This is a genomic window from Aeromicrobium sp. P5_D10 (assembly GCF_054049535.1).
On sequence record NZ_JBFUME010000003.1, the window covers coordinates 348,484 to 367,139 of the forward strand.

The 18,656-nt window shown below is 65.1% G+C and carries 17 protein-coding genes; 7 read left to right on the plus strand and 10 right to left on the minus strand.

Features of this window, described 5'->3' with window-relative positions:
• Positions 1-134 precede the first annotated feature (134 nt).
• Entirely contained in the window at positions 135-1,667 is a 1,533-nt protein-coding gene (locus ACXJKC_RS06700) for an AMP-binding protein (protein WP_456695910.1), read from the plus strand.
• A 72-nt stretch (positions 1,668-1,739) separates the two neighbouring features.
• Here the strand turns inward: ACXJKC_RS06700 and ACXJKC_RS06705 are convergent, their stop codons facing one another.
• From ACXJKC_RS06705 to ACXJKC_RS06725, 5 genes are read right to left on the minus strand one after another with little or no spacing between them, the layout of a single operon-like run.
• Complete coding sequence (locus ACXJKC_RS06705) at positions 1,740-3,038, minus strand: ABC transporter substrate-binding protein (protein WP_456695911.1); 1,299 nt, start codon at positions 3,036-3,038, stop codon at positions 1,740-1,742.
• Between the two features lie 49 nt (positions 3,039-3,087).
• Positions 3,088-4,143, minus strand: a complete 1,056-nt coding sequence (locus ACXJKC_RS06710; RefSeq protein WP_456695912.1) for a branched-chain amino acid ABC transporter permease — start codon at positions 4,141-4,143, stop codon at positions 3,088-3,090.
• On the minus strand, positions 4,140-5,039 hold the full coding sequence (locus ACXJKC_RS06715) for a branched-chain amino acid ABC transporter permease (RefSeq protein ID WP_456695913.1): 900 nt from the start codon (positions 5,037-5,039) through the stop codon (positions 4,140-4,142). Before ACXJKC_RS06715 ends, ACXJKC_RS06710 begins: the two co-directional genes overlap by 4 nt.
• Before the next feature lie 10 nt (positions 5,040-5,049).
• Positions 5,050-5,769 (minus strand): ABC transporter ATP-binding protein, encoded by a 720-nt coding sequence (locus tag ACXJKC_RS06720; protein ID WP_456695914.1) that lies wholly within the window; start codon positions 5,767-5,769, stop codon positions 5,050-5,052.
• Positions 5,766-6,524 carry an ABC transporter ATP-binding protein gene (locus ACXJKC_RS06725; protein ID WP_456695915.1) on the minus strand — a complete coding sequence of 253 codons (759 nt, stop codon included), beginning with the start codon at positions 6,522-6,524 and terminating at the stop codon, positions 5,766-5,768. The genes ACXJKC_RS06720 and ACXJKC_RS06725 overlap by 4 nt, the downstream gene beginning before the upstream one ends.
• Positions 6,525-6,715: 191 nt before the next feature.
• On the opposite strand from ACXJKC_RS06725, the gene ACXJKC_RS06730 reads away from it, so the two are divergent.
• The gene (locus tag ACXJKC_RS06730; protein WP_456695916.1) at positions 6,716-7,705 is read left to right on the plus strand and encodes a winged helix-turn-helix transcriptional regulator; all 990 of its coding nucleotides are present in this window, start codon (positions 6,716-6,718) and stop codon (positions 7,703-7,705) included.
• Here ACXJKC_RS06730 and ACXJKC_RS06735 read toward each other — a convergent pair.
• Positions 7,686-8,612 (minus strand): winged helix-turn-helix transcriptional regulator, encoded by a 927-nt coding sequence (locus ACXJKC_RS06735; protein ID WP_456695917.1) that lies wholly within the window; start codon positions 8,610-8,612, stop codon positions 7,686-7,688. The two genes, ACXJKC_RS06730 and ACXJKC_RS06735, sit on opposite strands and share 20 nt — an antisense overlap.
• Before the next feature lie 111 nt (positions 8,613-8,723).
• On the opposite strand from ACXJKC_RS06735, the gene ACXJKC_RS06740 reads away from it, so the two are divergent.
• From ACXJKC_RS06740 to ACXJKC_RS06750, 3 genes are read left to right on the plus strand one after another with little or no spacing between them, the layout of a single operon-like run.
• Positions 8,724-10,403 (plus strand): class I adenylate-forming enzyme family protein, encoded by a 1,680-nt coding sequence (locus ACXJKC_RS06740; RefSeq protein ID WP_456695918.1) that lies wholly within the window; start codon positions 8,724-8,726, stop codon positions 10,401-10,403.
• Between the two features lie 29 nt (positions 10,404-10,432).
• Positions 10,433-11,668: an acetyl-CoA acetyltransferase gene (locus ACXJKC_RS06745; RefSeq protein ID WP_456695919.1), complete on the plus strand. Its 1,236-nt coding sequence runs from the start codon at positions 10,433-10,435 to the stop codon at positions 11,666-11,668.
• A 28-nt stretch (positions 11,669-11,696) separates the two neighbouring features.
• Positions 11,697-13,214, plus strand: a complete 1,518-nt coding sequence (locus ACXJKC_RS06750; RefSeq protein ID WP_456695920.1) for a carotenoid oxygenase family protein — start codon at positions 11,697-11,699, stop codon at positions 13,212-13,214.
• A gap of 25 nt (positions 13,215-13,239) precedes the next feature.
• On the opposite strand, the gene ACXJKC_RS06755 is transcribed toward ACXJKC_RS06750, so the two are convergent.
• A complete protein-coding gene (locus ACXJKC_RS06755; protein WP_456695921.1) occupies positions 13,240-13,842 on the minus strand; it encodes a hypothetical protein in 603 nt (200 codons plus the stop codon).
• A 74-nt stretch (positions 13,843-13,916) separates the two neighbouring features.
• On the opposite strand from ACXJKC_RS06755, the gene ACXJKC_RS06760 reads away from it, so the two are divergent.
• The gene (locus ACXJKC_RS06760) at positions 13,917-14,837 is read left to right on the plus strand and encodes a threonine/serine dehydratase (RefSeq protein WP_456695922.1); all 921 of its coding nucleotides are present in this window, start codon (positions 13,917-13,919) and stop codon (positions 14,835-14,837) included.
• A gap of 45 nt (positions 14,838-14,882) precedes the next feature.
• Positions 14,883-15,350 (plus strand): hypothetical protein, encoded by a 468-nt coding sequence (locus ACXJKC_RS06765; RefSeq protein ID WP_456695923.1) that lies wholly within the window; start codon positions 14,883-14,885, stop codon positions 15,348-15,350.
• Here the strand turns inward: ACXJKC_RS06765 and ACXJKC_RS06770 are convergent.
• Genes ACXJKC_RS06770 through ACXJKC_RS06780 form a run of 3 tightly spaced genes read right to left on the minus strand, consistent with a single transcriptional unit; the run spans position 15,337 to position 18,556 of the window.
• Positions 15,337-16,119, minus strand: coding sequence for an enoyl-CoA hydratase/isomerase family protein (locus ACXJKC_RS06770; protein WP_456695924.1), 783 nt, complete (start codon positions 16,117-16,119; stop codon positions 15,337-15,339). The two genes, ACXJKC_RS06765 and ACXJKC_RS06770, sit on opposite strands and share 14 nt — an antisense overlap.
• Entirely contained in the window at positions 16,116-16,835 is a 720-nt protein-coding gene (locus ACXJKC_RS06775; RefSeq protein ID WP_456695925.1) for a VOC family protein, read from the minus strand. The genes ACXJKC_RS06770 and ACXJKC_RS06775 overlap by 4 nt, the downstream gene beginning before the upstream one ends.
• The gene (locus ACXJKC_RS06780) at positions 16,832-18,556 is read right to left on the minus strand and encodes an AMP-binding protein (RefSeq protein WP_456695926.1); all 1,725 of its coding nucleotides are present in this window, start codon (positions 18,554-18,556) and stop codon (positions 16,832-16,834) included. Before ACXJKC_RS06780 ends, ACXJKC_RS06775 begins: the two co-directional genes overlap by 4 nt.
• Positions 18,557-18,656: the final 100 nt, after the last annotated feature.

Genomic DNA, 18,656 nt, shown 5'->3' on the forward strand with positions numbered 1-18,656 from the left:
CGTCCTCGAGTTGTGCAACTGGGCCGGGACGGCGCGGATCGAGTCCGGCCAAGAATGCGGCGAGTCCGCAACCCTTGAGCAACCGCACACCAGGTAATAATTGCTGCACGTCGTGCCCACCACCGGAGGTTGCCTTGTTCTACCCCCTGACCGTCATGGACTTCCTCGATCGTGCTGTCACGGTCTATCCCGATCGTGTCGCAATCGTCGACGAGCCGACGCAGCCCGCCGATTCGTGGGGCGAGATCACGTACGCCGAACTGGGTCGTCGCGCCCGCGCCCAAGCCGCCACGCTCGACGAGATGGGCGTACCCGTAGGTGGCCGGGTCGCGATCGTGTCGCACAACTCTGCCCGGCTGTTGACGTCGTTCTTCGGCGTCTCCGGATGGGGTCGGGTTCTGGTCCCGGTCAACTTCCGACTGGCAGTAGCCGAGATCCGCTACATCGTGGAGCACTCCGGAGCCGAGGTGCTGATCGTCGACCCCGAGCTGCGCCATCTGATCGACGAGGTCGAGTGCCAACGCTCATTCGTCCTCGGCGAGGACGACGACAAGATCTGGGGCTCGACGGCGGAGCCGCAGCCCTGGGAAGCCGACGAGTCGGCGACCGCGACGATCAACTACACGTCGGGGACGACCGCACGTCCCAAGGGCGTCCAGCTGACCCACCGCAACAACTGGCTCAATGCGACGGTGTTCGCGCTGCACGCATCGGCGTCCGACCGTGACGTCTACCTGCACACCCTGCCGATGTTCCACGCCAATGGCTGGGGCTGGCCGTTCATCATGACCGGTGTCGGCGGCAAACATGTCGTGATCCGGCAGATCGACGGCGCCGAGATTCTGCGACGCGTCGAGGAACACGGTGTGACCGTGATGTGTGCGGCACCTGCGGTCGTCGCGTCGGTGCTCGATGCGGCCAAGACCTGGGACGGCGAGATTCCGGGACGCGATCGCGTCCGGATCATCGTGGCCGGCGCTCCCCCGCCCACTCGCACGATCGAGCGGGTCCGCGAGGAGCTGGGCTGGGAGTTCATCCAGATCTACGGCCTCACCGAGACCGCACCGCTGCTCACGATGAGCCGGATGCGCGCGGAGTGGGAAGACCTGACGCCCCATCAGCAGGCCGTCAACCTCAACCGCGCCGGCGCCCCGGCGATCGGCGTGCGGATCAAGGTCGACGACCAGGGCGAGGTGCTGGCGCAGAGCAATCACGCGCTCGAGTCATATTGGGAGAACCCCGAAGCGACGGCCGACGCTCAGGCCGACAACTGGTTCCACACCGGCGACGGCGGCACGTTCGAGGACGGCTACATCGTCATCGCCGACCGCAAGAAGGACGTCATCATCACCGGCGGCGAGAACGTCTCCTCGATCGAGGTCGAGGACGCCCTGATGTCGCACGCCTCGGTCAAGGAGGTTGCCGTCATCGGCATCCCCGACGAGAAGTGGGGTGAGCTGATCACGGCGCTCGTCGTGCTCGACCCCGACGAAGAGACCGTCGACCAGGCAGCGCTCATCGCACACTGCAGAACCCACCTGGCCGGCTACAAATGCCCCAAGAGAATCGAATTCCGCACGGAACTCGCGCGCACAGCCACCGGCAAGCTACAAAAATTCAAACTCCGCCAGGAGTTCTGGAAAGACCACGACCGCCAGGTCAACTGACCAATATGTCGGCGGTTTTAGGTCTTCCCGGAGTCCGGGTCGACCCAAAACCGCCGACATCTTGGCGTCGGCCTACGGGCGGATGCTGATGACGTCGCCCGCGGGGACGAATGCCTTGTCGGCGGCAACCCACTTGATGGGGCGGAAGCCGTCGATTCCGGTCAGCAGATCAGGCTGGCTGAACCACTTGATGCCGTTGATCAGCATCGGCGAGGCGTAGTCCTGTTCGCGAGCAGCCTCCATGACACTGAGGCGGGTCAGCCCGTCCTCCGACGCGGCAGCCTGCTTGAGCGTGTTGATGACCAGGTCAGCCTGCGTCCAACCTGAAACCGCGACGGCGTTGGAGGTAACCTCGGCCGGAACCTTGGCCATCTGCTTGAGGTATTCCTGCACGCCGGCATCGTCCTTGTTCTCCGGAGCGCTGGGATCCTTGCCGAAGGCACCGAGCTCGACGCCGTCAGCAGCCTTGCCCGCCGCAATGTACTCGACCGCGTTGACGCAGTTGGACGGCTTCAGCACCAGCTTGGGCTCGTAGCCGACGCGGCCGCGGGCCGTATCGAATGCTCCACACGTTCCGGTGACGCCGCCGTGGTAGACGGCTTCGACACCTTCGGACTTCAGCGTCGTCGCAGCAGCGACCGGGTCGGCGTCCGAGACGATCTTGGTGATCTCCAGTCCGGCGTCCTTGACCGCTGCCTGGAATGCCTCACTCTGCACCTTGCCCGATGCGGTCTGGTTCTCGGCAATGCCGATCTTGACGCCGTCAGGGAAGCGAGTCTCGATCAGGTTGACGAGGAACTTCGCTTCGTTCTTGGCCAACGGCAGGATCGTCGTGGTCCACGGGAACTGCTCGACGTCGACGAAGTCAGCGGTTGACGAGCTCGGGTAGAGCATCGGCACGCAGGCAGCGTTCTGGTCATCGACCATCGCGGCCAGCGGGCCGGTGCCGAACGTCGCGAGGGCGTCGACCTTCAGGCTCTCGATGAGCTCGGTGCCGTTGGCCTTGGCCTTGTCGGGCTGGTAGGCGTCGTCCTTGTACGTGACCTTGATCTTGACGCCGTCGACGCCGCCCTTGGCATTCTCTGCGGCGATGCGTGCGTCGTAACCGGCAGTCGCCAGCTCGACGGCTCCGGCGACCGGGCCCGAGAGGGGCGCGCTGTAACCGATGTCGAATGTTCCCTCGATCGGCGCAGTCACCGATTCGGGGTCGTTGCAGTCATCGAGGTTGATGCTGAACTTCGACGGATCCGACGAGGTCTCGGCCGAATCCTTCGAGTCGCTGCCGCCGCCGCACGCGCTGAGCGTGAGCGCAGCAGCCATCGCGAGCGGGATGGCGAGGCGACGGACCCCGGATGCCTGAGTGATTTTCATGATGTGCCTTTCATAAGTGTTCGTGATCGGTGCGAGATGAACTGGTCGTCTAGTGCTTGCTGGCGGCCCCTTCTGGCTTCTGCGGAATGGCAGGCGTGACGACCAGCACCTTGCGCACTGCCTTGGTGATTCCCCCGACGATTCCGGCCGGCGCCACGAAGATCACGAAGATCAAGACGACGGCGAACAACACGGCCGATGACTGCCCTTGGCCGATGTCAGCGGTGTAGTACGGCACGTAGACGACCGCCAGCGCTCCGAGCAACGGGCCGAGACGAGTCGCCTCGCCGCCGATGACCAGACCGATCAACAGCGTGATGCCGGCCAATAGCGTGAACGATCCTTCGGCGAACAGGCTGCCGATGTACATCGCGAAGAGACTTCCGCCGACACCGGTGATGGCACCCGAGACGCCGAACGCCGTCGTCTTCATGACCGCGATGTTGATACCCGACGAGGCGGCGGCGATCTCGTTCTCCCGCACCGCGATCATGGCCCTGCCGTAGCGGCTGCGCACGATGTTGTGGATCACGAGCATCGTCAGCAACAAGACGACGACGCACAGCCAGTAGAGCCACTGGGTCCGCTCGCCGAGCGTGAAGCCCGACCACTCCGGCGGTCGCAACTGCTGGCGGCGGATCGTCATGCCTTCGGCACCGCCGGTCAGATCATCGAAATGAGCGATGATCTCGGGGAAGGCCACACCGAACGCCAGGGTCACCATCGCGAGGTACAGACCGCGAATCCGTAGCGCCGGCAGACCTACCAGGAGTCCGACGACGAAGCACAGAAGCAGCGCCGCGGGAATCGTCGCGAGCGGATCCCATTCGTACTTCACGACCAGCACGCCGGTTGTGTAGGCGCCCAGCCCGAAGAACGCCGAGTGACCGACCGAGAGCAGTCCGATGTAGCCTGTGGCGACGTTGAGTCCTGCGATCGCGATCGCGAAGATCGCGACACGGGTCAGCTGGCCCTGATTGAACGGATCCAGCTGGCTGCCCCACAAGATGACCAGCACCGCGAGGACCGCGCCACCGATCAGCATTCCGGTGTGCGCGCGGCCGCCCCGTCGGATGGTCTTCGTGTCCGGCATGTCGGTGCTCACACTCGCTCCAATCGGCGCGTTCCAAATAGTCCGGTGGGCTTGACCGTCAGTACTGCGACGATCAGGATGAGGGCGAACGTCAGTGAGAACGAGCCGCCGATGAACGTCATGTAGCCGTTGATCATCGCCAGACCGATACCCATGATCAGGCCGCCGACGACAGCACCCTTGATGCTGTCGAGGCCGCCCAGGAGGGCAGCGGCCGACGCGAAGATCAAGATGTGGAACATCGAGGACAGATTGAGTTGTCCCGGCGGAATCGTCGGCACCAACATCACGCCAGCCAGTGAGCCGATCGCCGCCGAGAGCCCCCAGCTCACGGTCAGGATGCGGCCGACCTTGATGCCGCACAACGAGGCGGACTGCGGATTGGTCGCGACCGCCCGCATCTCCAGGCCGAGGCTCGTGCGCTTGAACAGCAGCGTCATACCGACGACGACGCCGATCGTGACGAGCCACACCAGCATCGAGTCATAGTGCAGACGAGCCCCGAAGACCGAGACATAGGAGTCCTCACCTGACGGGAACATCGTCGGGAACACTTTCTCGTCCGAGCCCCAGATCCAGCCGTCGAGTCCGTTGAGCCCGGTGAACAGGCCCAATGCGACGATCAGGATCGCGGTCTCATCGCGTTTTCGCACCGGCCGGATCAAGAAGCGCTCGGCAAGCGCGCCCATGATGAAGCCGAGGGCGATGACCGGCAGCAGCACGAGCCAGATGTTGAGACCGCGTTCGGTGAGCCACCAAGCGACGTAGGTCGTGAAGAGGGCGAACTCTCCTTGAGCGAAGTTGATCGTCGACGAACTGCGAAAGACGATCACCAATGCGAGTGCGATCAGCACATAGATCGACCCCGACGTCATGCCGGAGAAGAGTCGAGACAGGAATATGTCCATCGATTGAGTCCTAATAGCCTAGGTACGCTTGGCGGATGTTGTTGTTGTCTCGGAACGACGCGGCCGTCCCGGACGAGGCGACGGCGCCGACCTCCAACAGGTAGACCCGCGACGCGAGATCGAGCGCGAGTTCGGCGTTCTGCTCGACCAGCAGCAGTGCCGTACCAGACTCGGCGCTGACCCGGCCGAGCGTTTCGAAGAGCTCCTGGATGATCAGCGGCGCCAGGCCGAGACTGATCTCATCGCACAGCAACATGCGCGGACGGCTCATGAGCGCCCGGGCGATGGCCAGCATCTGCTGCTCACCACCAGACAGGGTCCCGGCGATCTGGTCCTTGCGCTCGGCCAGTCGCGGGTAGATCGCGAACCAACGGTCGATCTCTTCGTCGACCTGCTTCTTGTCGGTCAAGTTGGTGCCGCCGACGCGCAGGTTGTCGAGGACGCTCAGTGCGGTCAACGTGCCGCGGCCCTGCGGCACCAGGCTGATTCCGTGCTTGAGCATCTCGTCGGGGCGCGGATTGCCGACGGACTTGCCGTCGACCAGGATCTCCCCCGAGTGCGGGATGAGCCCCGAGATCGCGGCCATCAGCGTCGACTTGCCGGCGCCATTGGCCCCGAGTACGACGACGACCTCGCCCGCCCCGACTTCGAGGTCGATATCGTGCAGGACGTTGATCTGTCCGTAGCCGGCCCGCAGTCCGCGGACTTCCAAAAGTGGTGTTTGGCTCATGCGCTCTTCCCCAGGTAGGCCTCGGCCACCGCGGGGTCGCGTTGGACCTCAGCCGGCGATCCGTCGGCGATCGTGCGGCCGAAGTCCATGGCAACGATGTGATCGGAGATGCCCATCACGAGTCCCATGTGGTGCTCGACCAACAAGGCGCTGAAACCGAAGTCCTTCTTGAGTCCGACGATCAGCTCGCCGAGTTCGTTGACCTCGGAGTGGGTGAGTCCGCCGGCCGGCTCGTCGAGCAGCAGCAGCGACGGACGGCTGATCAGTGCCCGGGCCAGTTCGACGCGCTTGAGCGTGCCGAACGGCAGACCGGCTGCGGGATGGAACGCGACGTCGGTCAGATCGAGTCGTTCGAGCAACTCCCATGCCTCGCCCTCGATGCGGCGCTGGGCCGAGCGGCTTGTCGGCCAGCTGATCATCGACGGGATGAGTCGCGGGGTGTTGACGCTGTGCGCACCGATGACGGTGTTCTCCAGAACCGAGAGCGAGGGGAACAGCGCGAGGTTCTGGAACGTGCGCACGATGCCGCGACGCACGACCTGATGACGACGCAATGACAGCAAGTCATCGCCGCCGAAACGGATCGTCCCTTCCTCAGGACGGTAGATCCTCGTGATGCAGTTGAAGAGCGACGTCTTGCCTGCTCCGTTGGGGCCGATCAAACCGCAAATCTCGTTGTCAGCCACGGTGAAGCCGACCCGATCCAGTGCCGTCACGCCACCGAAGCGCATGACCAGATTGGATATCTCCAGCACCTCTGCCCCTCCTGTCCTTACTCGAATTTCCCTGTCACACCGCCCGGTTGCGGGGGGTGACGCCGATCACTATAGTTAGCAACGTGACTAAGTTATACCCCATCCCGAAGAACCGGTCAACGGACTGGTCCGACTCGTCCGAGCAACCCCTCCGGGTCCGACTCGCCCCCTGGAACTGATAGGGATGTGCCATGACCACCGTTGACGAACGAGCCTCCTCGGGCGGGGAAGACGTCACCGCCCTGGAGCCTGACGGCCCGAATGCGATAGCGGTAGCCAATGGCGTCCTGGCCGACGAATGGTCCCTGTGGATCATCCGTATGGCACTTCGCGGCGCGTCCCACTACACCGACTGGCTCAAGCTCGGACCCATCCCGGGCACCGCCTTGACGACCCGGCTCGCCGCCCTCGTCGACGCCGGTGTGCTGACCAAGAACCGCTACAGCGATCGACCGGTCCGCTACGAATATCTGCTGTCAGCGCGCGGCCGTCAGGTCTGGCCGATCCTGATCTCGATGTGGGCCTGGGAGCGCACGTGGGTCGACGAGGCCGCCGACCTGCCCCGGATGCGGCACACGACATGCGGCCAGTTCACCGATCCGGTCCTGACCTGCGATTCATGCCGCGCCGGCATCCGCTGGCGTGAGGTCGACGGCAAGGTGGGTCCCAGCGGTGACTGGTCCCGCAATCTGCAGACCACAGCTCGCCGCCAGCGATCCCGCAATGACAAGCGACCGACCGAAGTCATCAACGAGACGATGGAACTGATCGGCAATCGTTGGTCGATCGCGATCTTGGGTGCGGCCTTCCTCGGCGTGACCCGATTCAACGACTTCCAGAAGCGGTTGTCGGCGTCGCCGACGATCATCGCCGACCGCCTCAGCGTGTTCGCGGACCTCGGCGTCCTCCAACAAGTTCCGACGGCCGAACGGGCCGACTGGATGGAGTACCGGCTGACACCCAAGGGTCTTGCCTTCTTGCCGGTCGTCCTGCTCGTGATCCAGTGGGGTCATCGCTGGTTCCACGCACCGGACGGTCCCGCCCTCATCATGCACCACTCGACGTGCGGGTCAGAGCTTCACGTGATCCTGGCGTGCAGCGCCTGCCACGAACCACTGCGAGGCCATGCGATCGAGGCAGTCCAGACGGGCACCGACGGTGTCACTGGGCCGCTTCCGTGAAGCTGATCTCCCGGCGGGCGAGCACTCCGTTGCAGCTGTTGCATGTGAACTGAGGTTCGAGTTCTGACCCGCACGCCGTGTGGGTCAGCGACAATCCCGACTGCCCGTCTTCGGCGAGCCATCGCGCGGCCCAGCTGTTGATCGTCGCGGTGACCGAGAAGAAGTCGATGCCCTTGGGGGTCAGGCGGTATTCCTGTCGGCGACCACCCGCAGTGACGGATTCGCGGCTCAGCATCCCGGTCTCGACAAACAGTTCGAGTCGGTGCGTCAACGTGACCGGAGAGATCTTCAGGTGGGATTGGAACTCGTGGAACCGCCGGCTCCCCATCAACGCATCCGACAAGATCATGGTCGACCAACGGTCTCCCAAGACCCCGGCGGCATCGATCGGGCCGCTGATGGTCGGCGATCGACGCGAACGGCGTCCCACGACATCCAACAGGAGACGGTCGTCGACGACGCCGCGGACATCTCGCGCCGTCAGCCCGATCGCACCGCAGTGTCCGCAACCGAAGACCGGCCGGGTCGAGTTACCGCACACGTGATGCCGAAGCCGCAGGCCGCTGTCACGGTGATGCACTCCCGCCCAGGTACGGTCCCAGGTCCACAAGGCGATCATGACCCGCCAGAGATCGATGCCCGACTCGGTCAGCAGGTACTCATGCCGCGGCGGATGCGACTGGTAGGCCCGGGTGTAGAGAAGGCCGTCATCGACAAGTCCTCGTAGCCGGCGCGACAACACCGGATCGGAGATGTTGAGTGTGTCGCGCAGATCTTGGAACCGTCGCTGTTCGGCGAAGATCGCGCGGACGATGCGTACGGTCCACATATCGCCCATCAGGACGAGTGCGCGGCCCAGCGGAGAAGCACTCTCTCCCACGTCGGGAACGACTGCTTCCTTCGTCACGTCGCATCCTTCCGGTTCGGGCGACCCCCAGCGTAGTGCAGTCGGCGGGGATCCCCGCACGACAGCGACAATTCGTTGACAGGTGACTTTTGATCTTGTAGTAATTAAGTCATGAAGCTCCACTCCCCCGATCGTGTGACGGCCTTGACCGAGGCCGGACTCTGGGGCGCCAAGACCTGGCCCGAGCTGCTCGCAGAACACGTCCGAGCGATGCCCGATCGGCTCGCCGTGGTCGACCCGCCGAACCTCGCCGAGATCAGCGGAGTGACGCCCCAGCGCTTGACCTGGTCCGAGCTCGACGCGCAGGTGGGGCTTCTGGCAGCCGAACTCTTGTCGTGCGGAGTCGGCGAGGGCGATGTCGTGGGCCTGCAACTGCCCAACTCGGCCGATCTCGTCACGAGCTACCTCGCGATCGCATCGATCGGCGCCATCGCGACGCCGTTCCCCGTGCAGTACCGCGCCTTCGAGCTCGGCCAGATGGGCCAGCTGGCCCACCTCACGGCCTTCATCGGCAGCGGACGGATCCTCGCCGGGACCCTCGCCGACATCACCGCGACGCTGCGTGAGATTCCCGAGCTCACGGCCATCCTTGCCTTCGGCGAAGACCTGCCCGACGACGTCATCGCCCTGACACCGATCGTCCGAGGCGGCGGCACCGCAACCATCGAGATCGACCTCGATCGCGATCCCAACGACGCCGTCACGATCTGCTGGACGTCCGGCACCGAATCGACCCCCAAGGGTGTGCCCCGCTGCCCCAACGACTGGCAGCCCATGGCGATCTCCAGCGTCGACGCCGCCGAGCTGACTGTCGACGACGTCCTGTTGAACCCGTTCCCGATGGTCAACATGGCCGGGATCGCGGGCATGCTGGTGCCGTGGCTGCTGACCGGCGCCGTCCTCGTGCAGCACCATCCCTTCGACGCACCGACGTTCTTCGCGCAGTTGCACGACGAGCAGGTCACCTACACCGTCGCTCCGCCGGCGCTGCTGATCCGAGCGCTCGACCTGCCCGGCTGCACGCCCGAGACCCTGGCCTCGGTGCGCGTCATCGGATCGGGTTCGGCTCCGCTGCCGCCGTCGATGATCGTGGCGTGGCGCGACCGGTTCGGGATCGACATCCTCAACTGCTTCGGCTCCAACGAGGGCATCAGCCTGGTCAGCGATCCGCGGTCGGTGCCCGATCCGGTGCACCGGTCCGTCCTGTTCCCGCGGTTCGGCTCTGCCGGCCACACCTGGTCGAATCGCGCCTCGCGCGGCGTGCGCAGCAAGTTGATCGACCCCCTCACCGGTGACGAGGTGACCTCCGGCGGCACGCCAGGTGAACTGCGCCTCATGGGGCCCGGAGTTTTCTCCGGCTACCTCGCCGGCACCGCGTCGTCGAATCCGTTCGACGCCGACGGCTTCTACTGCACCGGGGACCTCTTCCAGTACGTCGCCGACGACACCGGCGACCTGCGGTTCCTGCAGTACGTCGACCGGGCCAAGGACCTCATCGTCCGCGGCGGCATGAACATCTCACCGGCCGAACTGGAGAGCCTCATCGTGGAGCATCCAGCTGTCGCCGAGGTCGCCGTCGTGGGCACGCCCGACGACACGCTCGGTGAACGCACCCGAGCCGTGGTCGTGACGAACACCGGCCATGACCTGACCCTCGACGAGATCAACACGTTCCTGCGGGAACGCCAGATCGCGAAGTACAAGCTGCCCGAGAGTCTCGTGATCGTCGAGGCCCTCCCGCGCAATCCCGTCGGCAAAGTACTCAAGCGCGAGCTGCGCACCCGCGCGTAACGCATCCCATCCACTCACCGGAGGCACCCATGGCACAGGATCTCTATATTCTGGGCGGCGCCCAGACCGACTTCGCCCGCAACTGGGCCAAAGAGGGTCTCGGCCTGATCGACATGCTGACCGAGGTGCTGCCGGCGACGTTCGCCGACGCCCAGGTCGATCCGCACGAGGTGCAGGTCGTCCACGTCGGCAATCTCGCCGGGGAACTGTTCTCCGGCCAGGCTCAGCTGGGAGGGCTGGTCGCAGCCGCAGAACCTGCGCTCATCGGACGCCCGTCGACCCGGCACGAAGCTGCCTGCGCCTCGGGCAGCACCGCGATCGTCGCGGCAAGCGCCGACATCGAGTCAGGACGCTATGACGTCGCACTCGTCGTCGGCCTCGAGCTGATGCGCAACGTCTCGGCCAAGCAGGCCGCCGACAACCTCGGCACCGCTGCCTGGGCCGGACGCGAAGCTGTCGATGCCGAGTACGCCTGGCCGGCGCTGTTCGCCGACGTCGCCGAGGAGTACGACAAGCGGTACGACCTCGACCACGCAGTACTCGGACGGTTCGCCGAGATCGCCTTCGCCAACGGTGCTCGCAATCCGCTCGCCCAGACCCGTGATTGGGCGTTCCCCGACGGCTCCTTCGCCGAAGACGACGACGTCAACCCGCTGGTCGAGGGACGACTGCGCAAGACCGACTGCGGCCGGATCACCGACGGCGCGGCAGCCATCGTGATCGCCAGCGCCGACTACGCCGCCGAGTGGGCCGCGACGCGTGGGCTCGATCTGGAGCAGTTGCCCCGTATCTCCGGATTCGGTCACCGCACCGACACCCTGCTGCTGGCCGACAAGCTCGCCAACTCGCACGACGGCCCGTACCTCTTCCCGCACCTGCACGGCGCGATCCACGATGCCTACACGCGCGCAGGCATCGCCGGGGTCGACGACATCGACGTCGTCGAGATGCACGACTGCTTCAGCATCACGGGGCTCGTGACGCTGGAGCACCTGGGACTCGTCGAGGGCGGCAAGGGCGGCGAGGTCGTCCACGACGGGACGATCGAACGGTCGGGTCGGCTGCCGGTCAACCCCGGCGGCGGGCTGCTGTCGGCCGGTCACCCGGTCGGCGCGACCGGCGTCCGCATGGTGCTCGACGCTGCCCGCCAGGTCACCGGCCGGGCCGGCGACCTGCAGATCGACGGTGCCCACCGGGTGCTGACCGTCAACGTCGGCGGCTCGTTCACGACAGCGGTCTCGTTCGTCGTCGAGAACACGCCCTGATCTCTTCCCCACGTTCACAAGGAGCACCATGGACCTCGACATTGTCGGACGCATGCTGTCGACGCTGCCCGCCGACGACGATCATCCCTACCGCACCGGCCCCTGGCAGCCGCAGACCACCGAGTGGAAGGCTGACGACCTCGACGTCGTCCAAGGCGAGATCCCGACCGACCTCGACGGCGTCTACCTGCGCAACACCGAGAACCCGCTGCATCCGGCAATCAAGAACTACCACCCGTTCGACGGTGACGGCATGGTCCACGTCGTGGGTTTCCGCGACGGCAAGGCGTTCTACCGCAACCGGTTCGTCCGCACCGACGGTCTGGCCGCCGAGACCGATGCGGGTAAGAGCCTGTGGGCGGGGTTGGCCGAGCGCCCCAACATGTCGCTGATGGAGCACGGCTGGGGCGCACGCGGACGGCTGAAAGATGCCTCCAGCACCGACGTCGTCGTGCACAACGGTGTCGCGTTGACGAGCTTCTACCAGTGCGGCGACCTGTACCGGATGGATCCGCAGTCGCTCGAACCGCTCGGCAAGGAGTCGTGGAACGGCAAGTTCCCGTTCGACTGGGGCGTCTCGGCACACCCCAAGATCGACGATGCAACCGGCGAGATGATGTTCTTCAACTACAGCACCGAGGCGCCGTACATGAACTACGGAGTCGTCGACGCCGACAACGAGCTCGTGCACTACGTCCCGATTGAGCTGCCCGGGCCGCGTCTGCCGCACGACATGTCGTTCACCGAGAACTACGCGATCCTCAACGACTGCCCGTTGTTCTGGGACCCCGCCGGCCTGGCGCAGGGCGCGTACGCCGCCCGGTTCCACCCCGACATGCCGATGCGCCTCGGTGTCATCCCGCGCCGCGGCGGTGCCGGCGACGTCCGCTGGTTCGAATGCGAGTCGACGTTCGTCCTGCACTTCGTCAACGCCTACGAAGAGGGCGATGAAATAGTCATCGAGGGCTTCTTCCAAGAGGATCCGTCGCCGGCTGACAACGGCATGGGCGACAAGTGGCAGCGCGCGTTCCGGTTCTTGGCGAACGACCGGATGAAGCCGCGCCTGCACCGGTGGCGGCTCAATCTGGTGACCGGCGGCGTCAAGGAAGAACGTCTCACCGACACCGTCAGCGAGTTCGGCATGATGAACGGTTCGATCGGTGGTCGCAAGCACCGCTACTCGTACTCCGCGACGAGCAAGCCGGCTTGGTTCCTGTTCGACGGTCTGGTCAAGCACGACAATGTGACTGGGAACGAGCAGCACTTCCGCCTCGAGGACGGCGTCTACGGCAGCGAGGCGTCGATGGCGCCGCGCGTCGGCAGCACCGGCGAGGACGATGGCTACCTCATCACGTTGACGACCGACATGAACGCCGATGCCTCGTTCTGCCTGGTGTTCGACGCCGCCGACATCTCAGCCGGTCCGGTCTGCACCTTGAAGCTGCCCGAACGGATTTCGAGCGGGACACACTCCACGTGGGCTGCTGGCTCAGACCTCAACGACTGGTCGGACGTTGACGATCCGGCGACGTCGGTGGGGCTGTAGCGGTTTCCGAGACCGATGAATCGCGCTACTCAGGTTCTGGCACGTGAACCAACGGACGGGCACCCAGATCAGCGTTCCGAAAGGCCGCGACCGTGTCGGCGGCTGCGTCGACCGAGTCGGATAGATATTCAGGGAGGAGCGAGGCTAGGTCGGCATCTCTACCTGCAACAAGGAGCTCTTCGCATCGCTGGCAGATCGTCCAGAACGTGGGGAAGTTGAAGTCGAACTCTCCGGCGCTGAAGCGGCTCTTGCTCCCGTCGAGAGGATGCACCCACATCGGTGATTCCGCACCGCAGAAGGCACAGCTTTGGTCCTCGTTGGTGAGAGGGAGCCCATCCTTCGTGGGCGGCTCACCGAGATCGTTCCACATGGCCGTCCGCAAGTCACCCTCGTACTCGAAGTAGCCTTCTATTCGCATTCCCAGATCTTTCGCCGCAAGATCTAGCGCCTCCGGATGGCACTCATGGCCCGCAGGAACAGCGATTGAGACGATCCAAGTACCGACCCCTCGTCGGGATCTGTTGCGAAGTCTGAACGGCGTGATCTGAGGGTCCACGGTCGCTAGTCGGGCCTCGACGGCGGCCTCGATCTCGTCGGGATCGCTTTCACCATCGAACGTCTGAGACATGCGGGGACTGTAACGCCTCACGGCGATGGGCCGTCGGCTCCCTGCTCCTATTGGCACCTGTGTACTCTCGGTCGATGATCGAGCGTGGTGACGTCCTAGCAGCACACGACCGCATACGAGGACACATCCGAAGGACTCCGATGCTGCCCGGTCGCGACGGTGCACCGTGGCTGAAATGCGAGTTCCTGCAGCACACCGGGGTGTTCAAGGCCCGGGGGGCCTTCAATCGTCTCCTGGCTGCGGGCAGCCGCGACGAGCTCGACCCACGTGTGGGGATCGTCGTGGCCTCTGGAGGAAATGCCGGCTTGGCGAACGCGTACGCCGCCTCGCGGCTGGGCGTGCCGGCAACTGTGTTCGTTCCGACCACTGCGCCACGCGTCAAGGTCGATCGGCTCATCACCTATGGCGCGTCAGTACGTCAGGTCGGTCTCGAGTACGCCGATGCCTACGCGGCGGCAATCGAAGACGCAACCGCTCGCGGCGCAGTGTTCTGCCACGCCTACGATCAGCTTGAGATCGTCGCAGGTGCCGGCACCTTGGCGCTGGAGATTCTCGAGGACGTCCCAGACATCGACACGATTGTGGTGGCAGTCGGCGGCGGTGGCCTCTTTGCAGGCGTGGCGGCTGCGGTCGATGGTCGCACTCGGGTCGTCGCAGTTGAACCGGTCAGCATCCCGACGCTGCACTCCGCCCTGCAGGCCGGCGCACCGGTGGACGTGACCGTGTCGGGTGTTGCCGTCGACTCGCTGGGGGCCCGCCGCGTCGGTGACATCGCATTCGACGTCGCCCGCCGCCTGACCCCGGTCTCGGTGCTTGTCACCGACGAGGCCATCGTCGATGCCCGTTCACGGTTGTGGTCGGAGTTCCGAACCCCGGCCGAACATGGTGCTGCTGCGGCGTACGCCGCCCTGACCTCAGGTGCCTATACTCCGGCCGCCGGCGAAAAGGTCGCCGTTGTCATCTGCGGCGGAAACACAGATCCAGCGACGCTTTAGGTGCGATTGTCCACGCGCAGCCGCTGAGCCTGTCAGAGTCGAACCATGTGGATCTGGGTGACTCCATCGGCAGAGATAGCAGTGCTCGAGTCGTTCACGGTCGGCCAAAAGGTGACGTGGTGGTGCCGCTCGGCATCGACCGTCGAGTTGGTGCTTCCGGCCGACGTCGAGCGCGCGCCAGTGCTGATCGAAGACAGCGACTACGGCTCGGGCGACTTCGGTGACGACGGGTTCGTCAAAGTGCACGGATGCGTGGCTCGGATCCGCGTCGCGATCGACGAATGGCACACCAAGTTGATTCTGCGCGGCAGCTCATGGCTGACCCAGTACGAGCCTCTGCCGGGCACGCGGACCTGGTACGACTACGCGACCACCACCGACGCCCGCAAGATTCCAGGACCAGGATTCTCTGGCCTCTTGGTCGAGCTGAACCAACCACAACGCCATCACCATCGTGCCGACGCAGGCACGGATGTCATGACCGAGCAAACAGGCGGCCTCAGCGTCCGGTGAAGACGGCGGGGCGTTTCTCCAGGAACGCCGCGACCCCCTCGCGATGATCGTCCGACAGCTGGCACTCCGTCATCGCCGCGACGTGACTGACGAGGTGCTCGTCGCGTGACTTCGACGATGACTCGTTGATGAGCTGTTTGACCCGCTGCGTCGCGAACGGCGAACCGCTCGACACGCTCAGCGCCAATGCCCGGGCGGCGTCGGCCAGCTCGTCAGGCTCCACGACGTTGAGCACGAAGCCGATCCGCTGCGCCTCCGCGGCATCGATGAAGTCACCGGAGAACACCAGGCGCTTGGCCATCTGAGGTCCGACGAGTCGGGGCAGGATCCAGGTGCCGGCACCCGTGTCGGGCACCAGACCGCGCTGCACGAAGATCCACGAGAAGCGTGCGCGCGTCGACGCGATACGGAAGTCGCACTGCGTCGCCAGCTCGACGCCGAGACCGGCTGCCGGTCCGTCGATCGCGGCGATGACCGGCTTGGTGGAATCGTGCAAGAACCAGTGCCGGCCGTCGGTGTGACCCGGGCGGTCGGCGCCCTTCGTCCCGGGTTCGACGTCGTGCAGCTCGGTCAGGTCCGTGCCCGCACAGAACTGTCCCGGCACGGCGGTCAACACGATCGCCCGCACCGACGCATCGGCCTCGGCGGCATGCGTGAAGTCGCGCAGCGCGTCGTACATCGCGTAGCTCAGCGCATTGCGCTTCTCAGGACGGTCGATCGTGATGATCGCCAGCCCGTCCTCGACGGCGTAACGGACGAACTCGGTCATCGGGCCACCTCACTGTCAGCGACGAAACGGAAATCGACGCCGCCGATGCGCACGACGTCGCCCACCCGGGAGGGAACGGTCGCAGCGACATCGACGGCGACCAGCCCGGTCGACTCACCAGCGGGCACAAACCGCAGGACCGTTGCGCTCAGGGGCAGGGTCGTGGGATCGCTCAGCGGCACGTCGAGCACCTGCGACCAGACCTTGGCCATCGCCTCAGGATCCGGGGTGGCCAGCTCGGCACCGACGATGTCACGGGCAACGTCAGTGCAGGACGCATCGAAGATCCGCGGTGCGAAGTGCCAGCTCTCGGCCGGTTCGACCTGATCGATCTCAGCCAACGTGCCGAGCGACTTGGGATGCCACTGCGAGATCCGATTGCCCTCGAAGTCCTGAGCGAACAGCGGCGCGAAGTCGAGGCCAGCGGCGCGATCGATGACCACCTGCTGATCTTCGACCTGCACGACGAGCATGTAACCGACGGCGCCCTTACGTTCGACGAGACGTCCGCCGACGGAATCGGCTGTCAGCGGTGCGCAGACCTCGAGGAAGGTGTCGGCGAATGACAGCACCTCGTGCTCGAAGCCGAGTTCGGCCATGGATTCGGCGTCGCGGGTTCCGCTCGTGAAGCCGAAGGTGTCGCGGCACTGGGTCAGCGTCTCCTCGAGATCGGGGACGAGCACGACGACCTGGCGGATGCGGGGCAGTACGGTCATGGGTTCTCCTGTACCTGACTGTTTTCGGGCTGGGCGAGAAGGAGGCGCAGATCGCGCTTGAGGATCTTGCCGATCGCATTGCGCGGGAGCTCATCGACGATCTCGAGGCGTTCGGGCCATTTGAACTTCGCGACACCCTTCTCGGCGAGGGCAGCGATGACGTCGATGAGCGTCGGGGCCTGACCAGCGACCCGAGGAACGATGAACAGGCACACCCGTTCACCGAGGCGTTCGTCCGGCATCGCGACGGCCGCCACCGCGGCGACCCGTTCGTCGGCGATGACGAGACCTTCGAGCTCGGCGGCAGAGATTTTGAACCCGCCCCGGATGATGAGGTCCTTGGCCCGGTCGACGTGCGTGAGGTAGTCAGGGTTGTCGGCACTGATCTCGAAGACGTCGCCGGTGCAGAACCAGCCGTCCTCGTCGAAGCCGTGCCGTCCCTGGTTCCAGTAGCCGGCGAAGATCGTCGGGCCCTTCAGCCGGAGTTCTCCGGGCTGGCCGGGTTCGGTGATCTCCTGACCGTTCTCGAGGCTCACGAGTCGTCCGCTCATGGCTCGGGCGACGTCGATCCGGTAGGGCATGTCCGGCACGCCATAGCGAGGGAAGAACCGGCCGCGCAGCGACGGATCGGGGACGGTCTCCGGATCGGCGAACAGCACTCCGCCCTCATTGGAACCGAAAAGGTTGAGTACCTCGACGCCGTGATCGGTCTCCCAGCGGGCGATCATCCAGCCCGACAACGGTGCAGAACCGGAGCCCACAGCCCGCAGCGTCGAGAGATCGTGCTCGGCGAAAGCACGCTCATCGGCGACAAGAGTGTCGAGGACGAGCGGCGGTGCACATGTATAGGTGACCTGCTCACTCTCGATCTGGCCGACAAACACGTCGAAATCGAAGGGTTGGTGCTGTACGAGCGTCGATCCCAGCGTCAGCCACGGCAGGAACATTCCGGCCAGGCCGCCGCCGTTAACCATCGGGAACGGATTGAGCAGCACATCGTCCGACGTCAGCCGCGGCGATTGCGCGCAGGCACTGGCCAACACTTCCCAGTCGCCGTAGGCCCGCGGCACCCCCTTGGGCTTGCCCTCGGTGCCCGACGTCCACACCAAGGTCACACAGTCATTGGAGTCCTGCTCGAGACCGTCAAGGTACGAGCGCAGTTCCACCGGATCGACTTCCTCGGACGCCATCAACTCGTCGAGCAGCCCCGCCCCCTCGACCGGATCGACGCCGAAGGCCAGCACGGTCTTCAACGACGGGATCTCGGCTGAGAGTTGGACGAGTTCTGCAGCGTAGTCACGCCCGACCGCATGATTGGCCGTGACGAACAGTTCGACACCGGCCGCCTCACCCATTCCCTGCAGTTCATGGCGCTGATACTGCACGGGGAAGGGAGTCACGATCCCGCCGAGGCGGGCGACGGCCAAGAAGACGAGCGGCAGTTCGACACAATTGGGCAGTTGGACCCCCACCACGACGTCTCGACGCACTCCGTACGCGAACAGCACTCGGGCCAGTCTGTCGATCTGGTCGCCGACCTCATCCCACGTGAGCCGGCGGGGACCTCCGTGCAGGTAGCTCAGCCGGTTCGGCGGGTCGACCAATGCCGTGCGACCAGGCACCTCACGACGATGCTGATCGACCAGATCCGACCACGTCCGACCGGTCCACCATCCATCGCGAATGAACCCCTCAGCGACCTCTTCAGAAAACAGACGCACGGTTCTCGACCTCCTCGAACGTGGTTGAAGCTGGGTACATGTTAGTCGAGTAGAATCAAAACTACTAGATAGCAAGTGACTAGCCAGGCGCTCTGAACCA

Coding starts and splice junctions, on each gene's coding strand:
- ACXJKC_RS06705 (WP_456695911.1), bottom strand. CDS start 3,038: ATGAAAATCACTCAGGCATCCGGGGTCCGTCGCCTCGCCATCCCGCTC.
- ACXJKC_RS06715 (WP_456695913.1), bottom strand. CDS start 5,039: ATGGACATATTCCTGTCTCGACTCTTCTCCGGCATGACGTCGGGGTCG.
- ACXJKC_RS06720 (WP_456695914.1), bottom strand. CDS start 5,769: ATGAGCCAAACACCACTTTTGGAAGTCCGCGGACTGCGGGCCGGCTAC.
- ACXJKC_RS06730 (WP_456695916.1), top strand. CDS start 6,716: ATGACCACCGTTGACGAACGAGCCTCCTCGGGCGGGGAAGACGTCACC.
- ACXJKC_RS06740 (WP_456695918.1), top strand. CDS start 8,724: ATGAAGCTCCACTCCCCCGATCGTGTGACGGCCTTGACCGAGGCCGGA.
- ACXJKC_RS06745 (WP_456695919.1), top strand. CDS start 10,433: ATGGCACAGGATCTCTATATTCTGGGCGGCGCCCAGACCGACTTCGCC.
- ACXJKC_RS06750 (WP_456695920.1), top strand. CDS start 11,697: ATGGACCTCGACATTGTCGGACGCATGCTGTCGACGCTGCCCGCCGAC.
- ACXJKC_RS06755 (WP_456695921.1), bottom strand. CDS start 13,842: ATGTCTCAGACGTTCGATGGTGAAAGCGATCCCGACGAGATCGAGGCC.
- ACXJKC_RS06760 (WP_456695922.1), top strand. CDS start 13,917: ATGATCGAGCGTGGTGACGTCCTAGCAGCACACGACCGCATACGAGGA.
- ACXJKC_RS06765 (WP_456695923.1), top strand. CDS start 14,883: ATGTGGATCTGGGTGACTCCATCGGCAGAGATAGCAGTGCTCGAGTCG.
- ACXJKC_RS06770 (WP_456695924.1), bottom strand. CDS start 16,119: ATGACCGAGTTCGTCCGTTACGCCGTCGAGGACGGGCTGGCGATCATC.
- ACXJKC_RS06775 (WP_456695925.1), bottom strand. CDS start 16,835: ATGACCGTACTGCCCCGCATCCGCCAGGTCGTCGTGCTCGTCCCCGAT.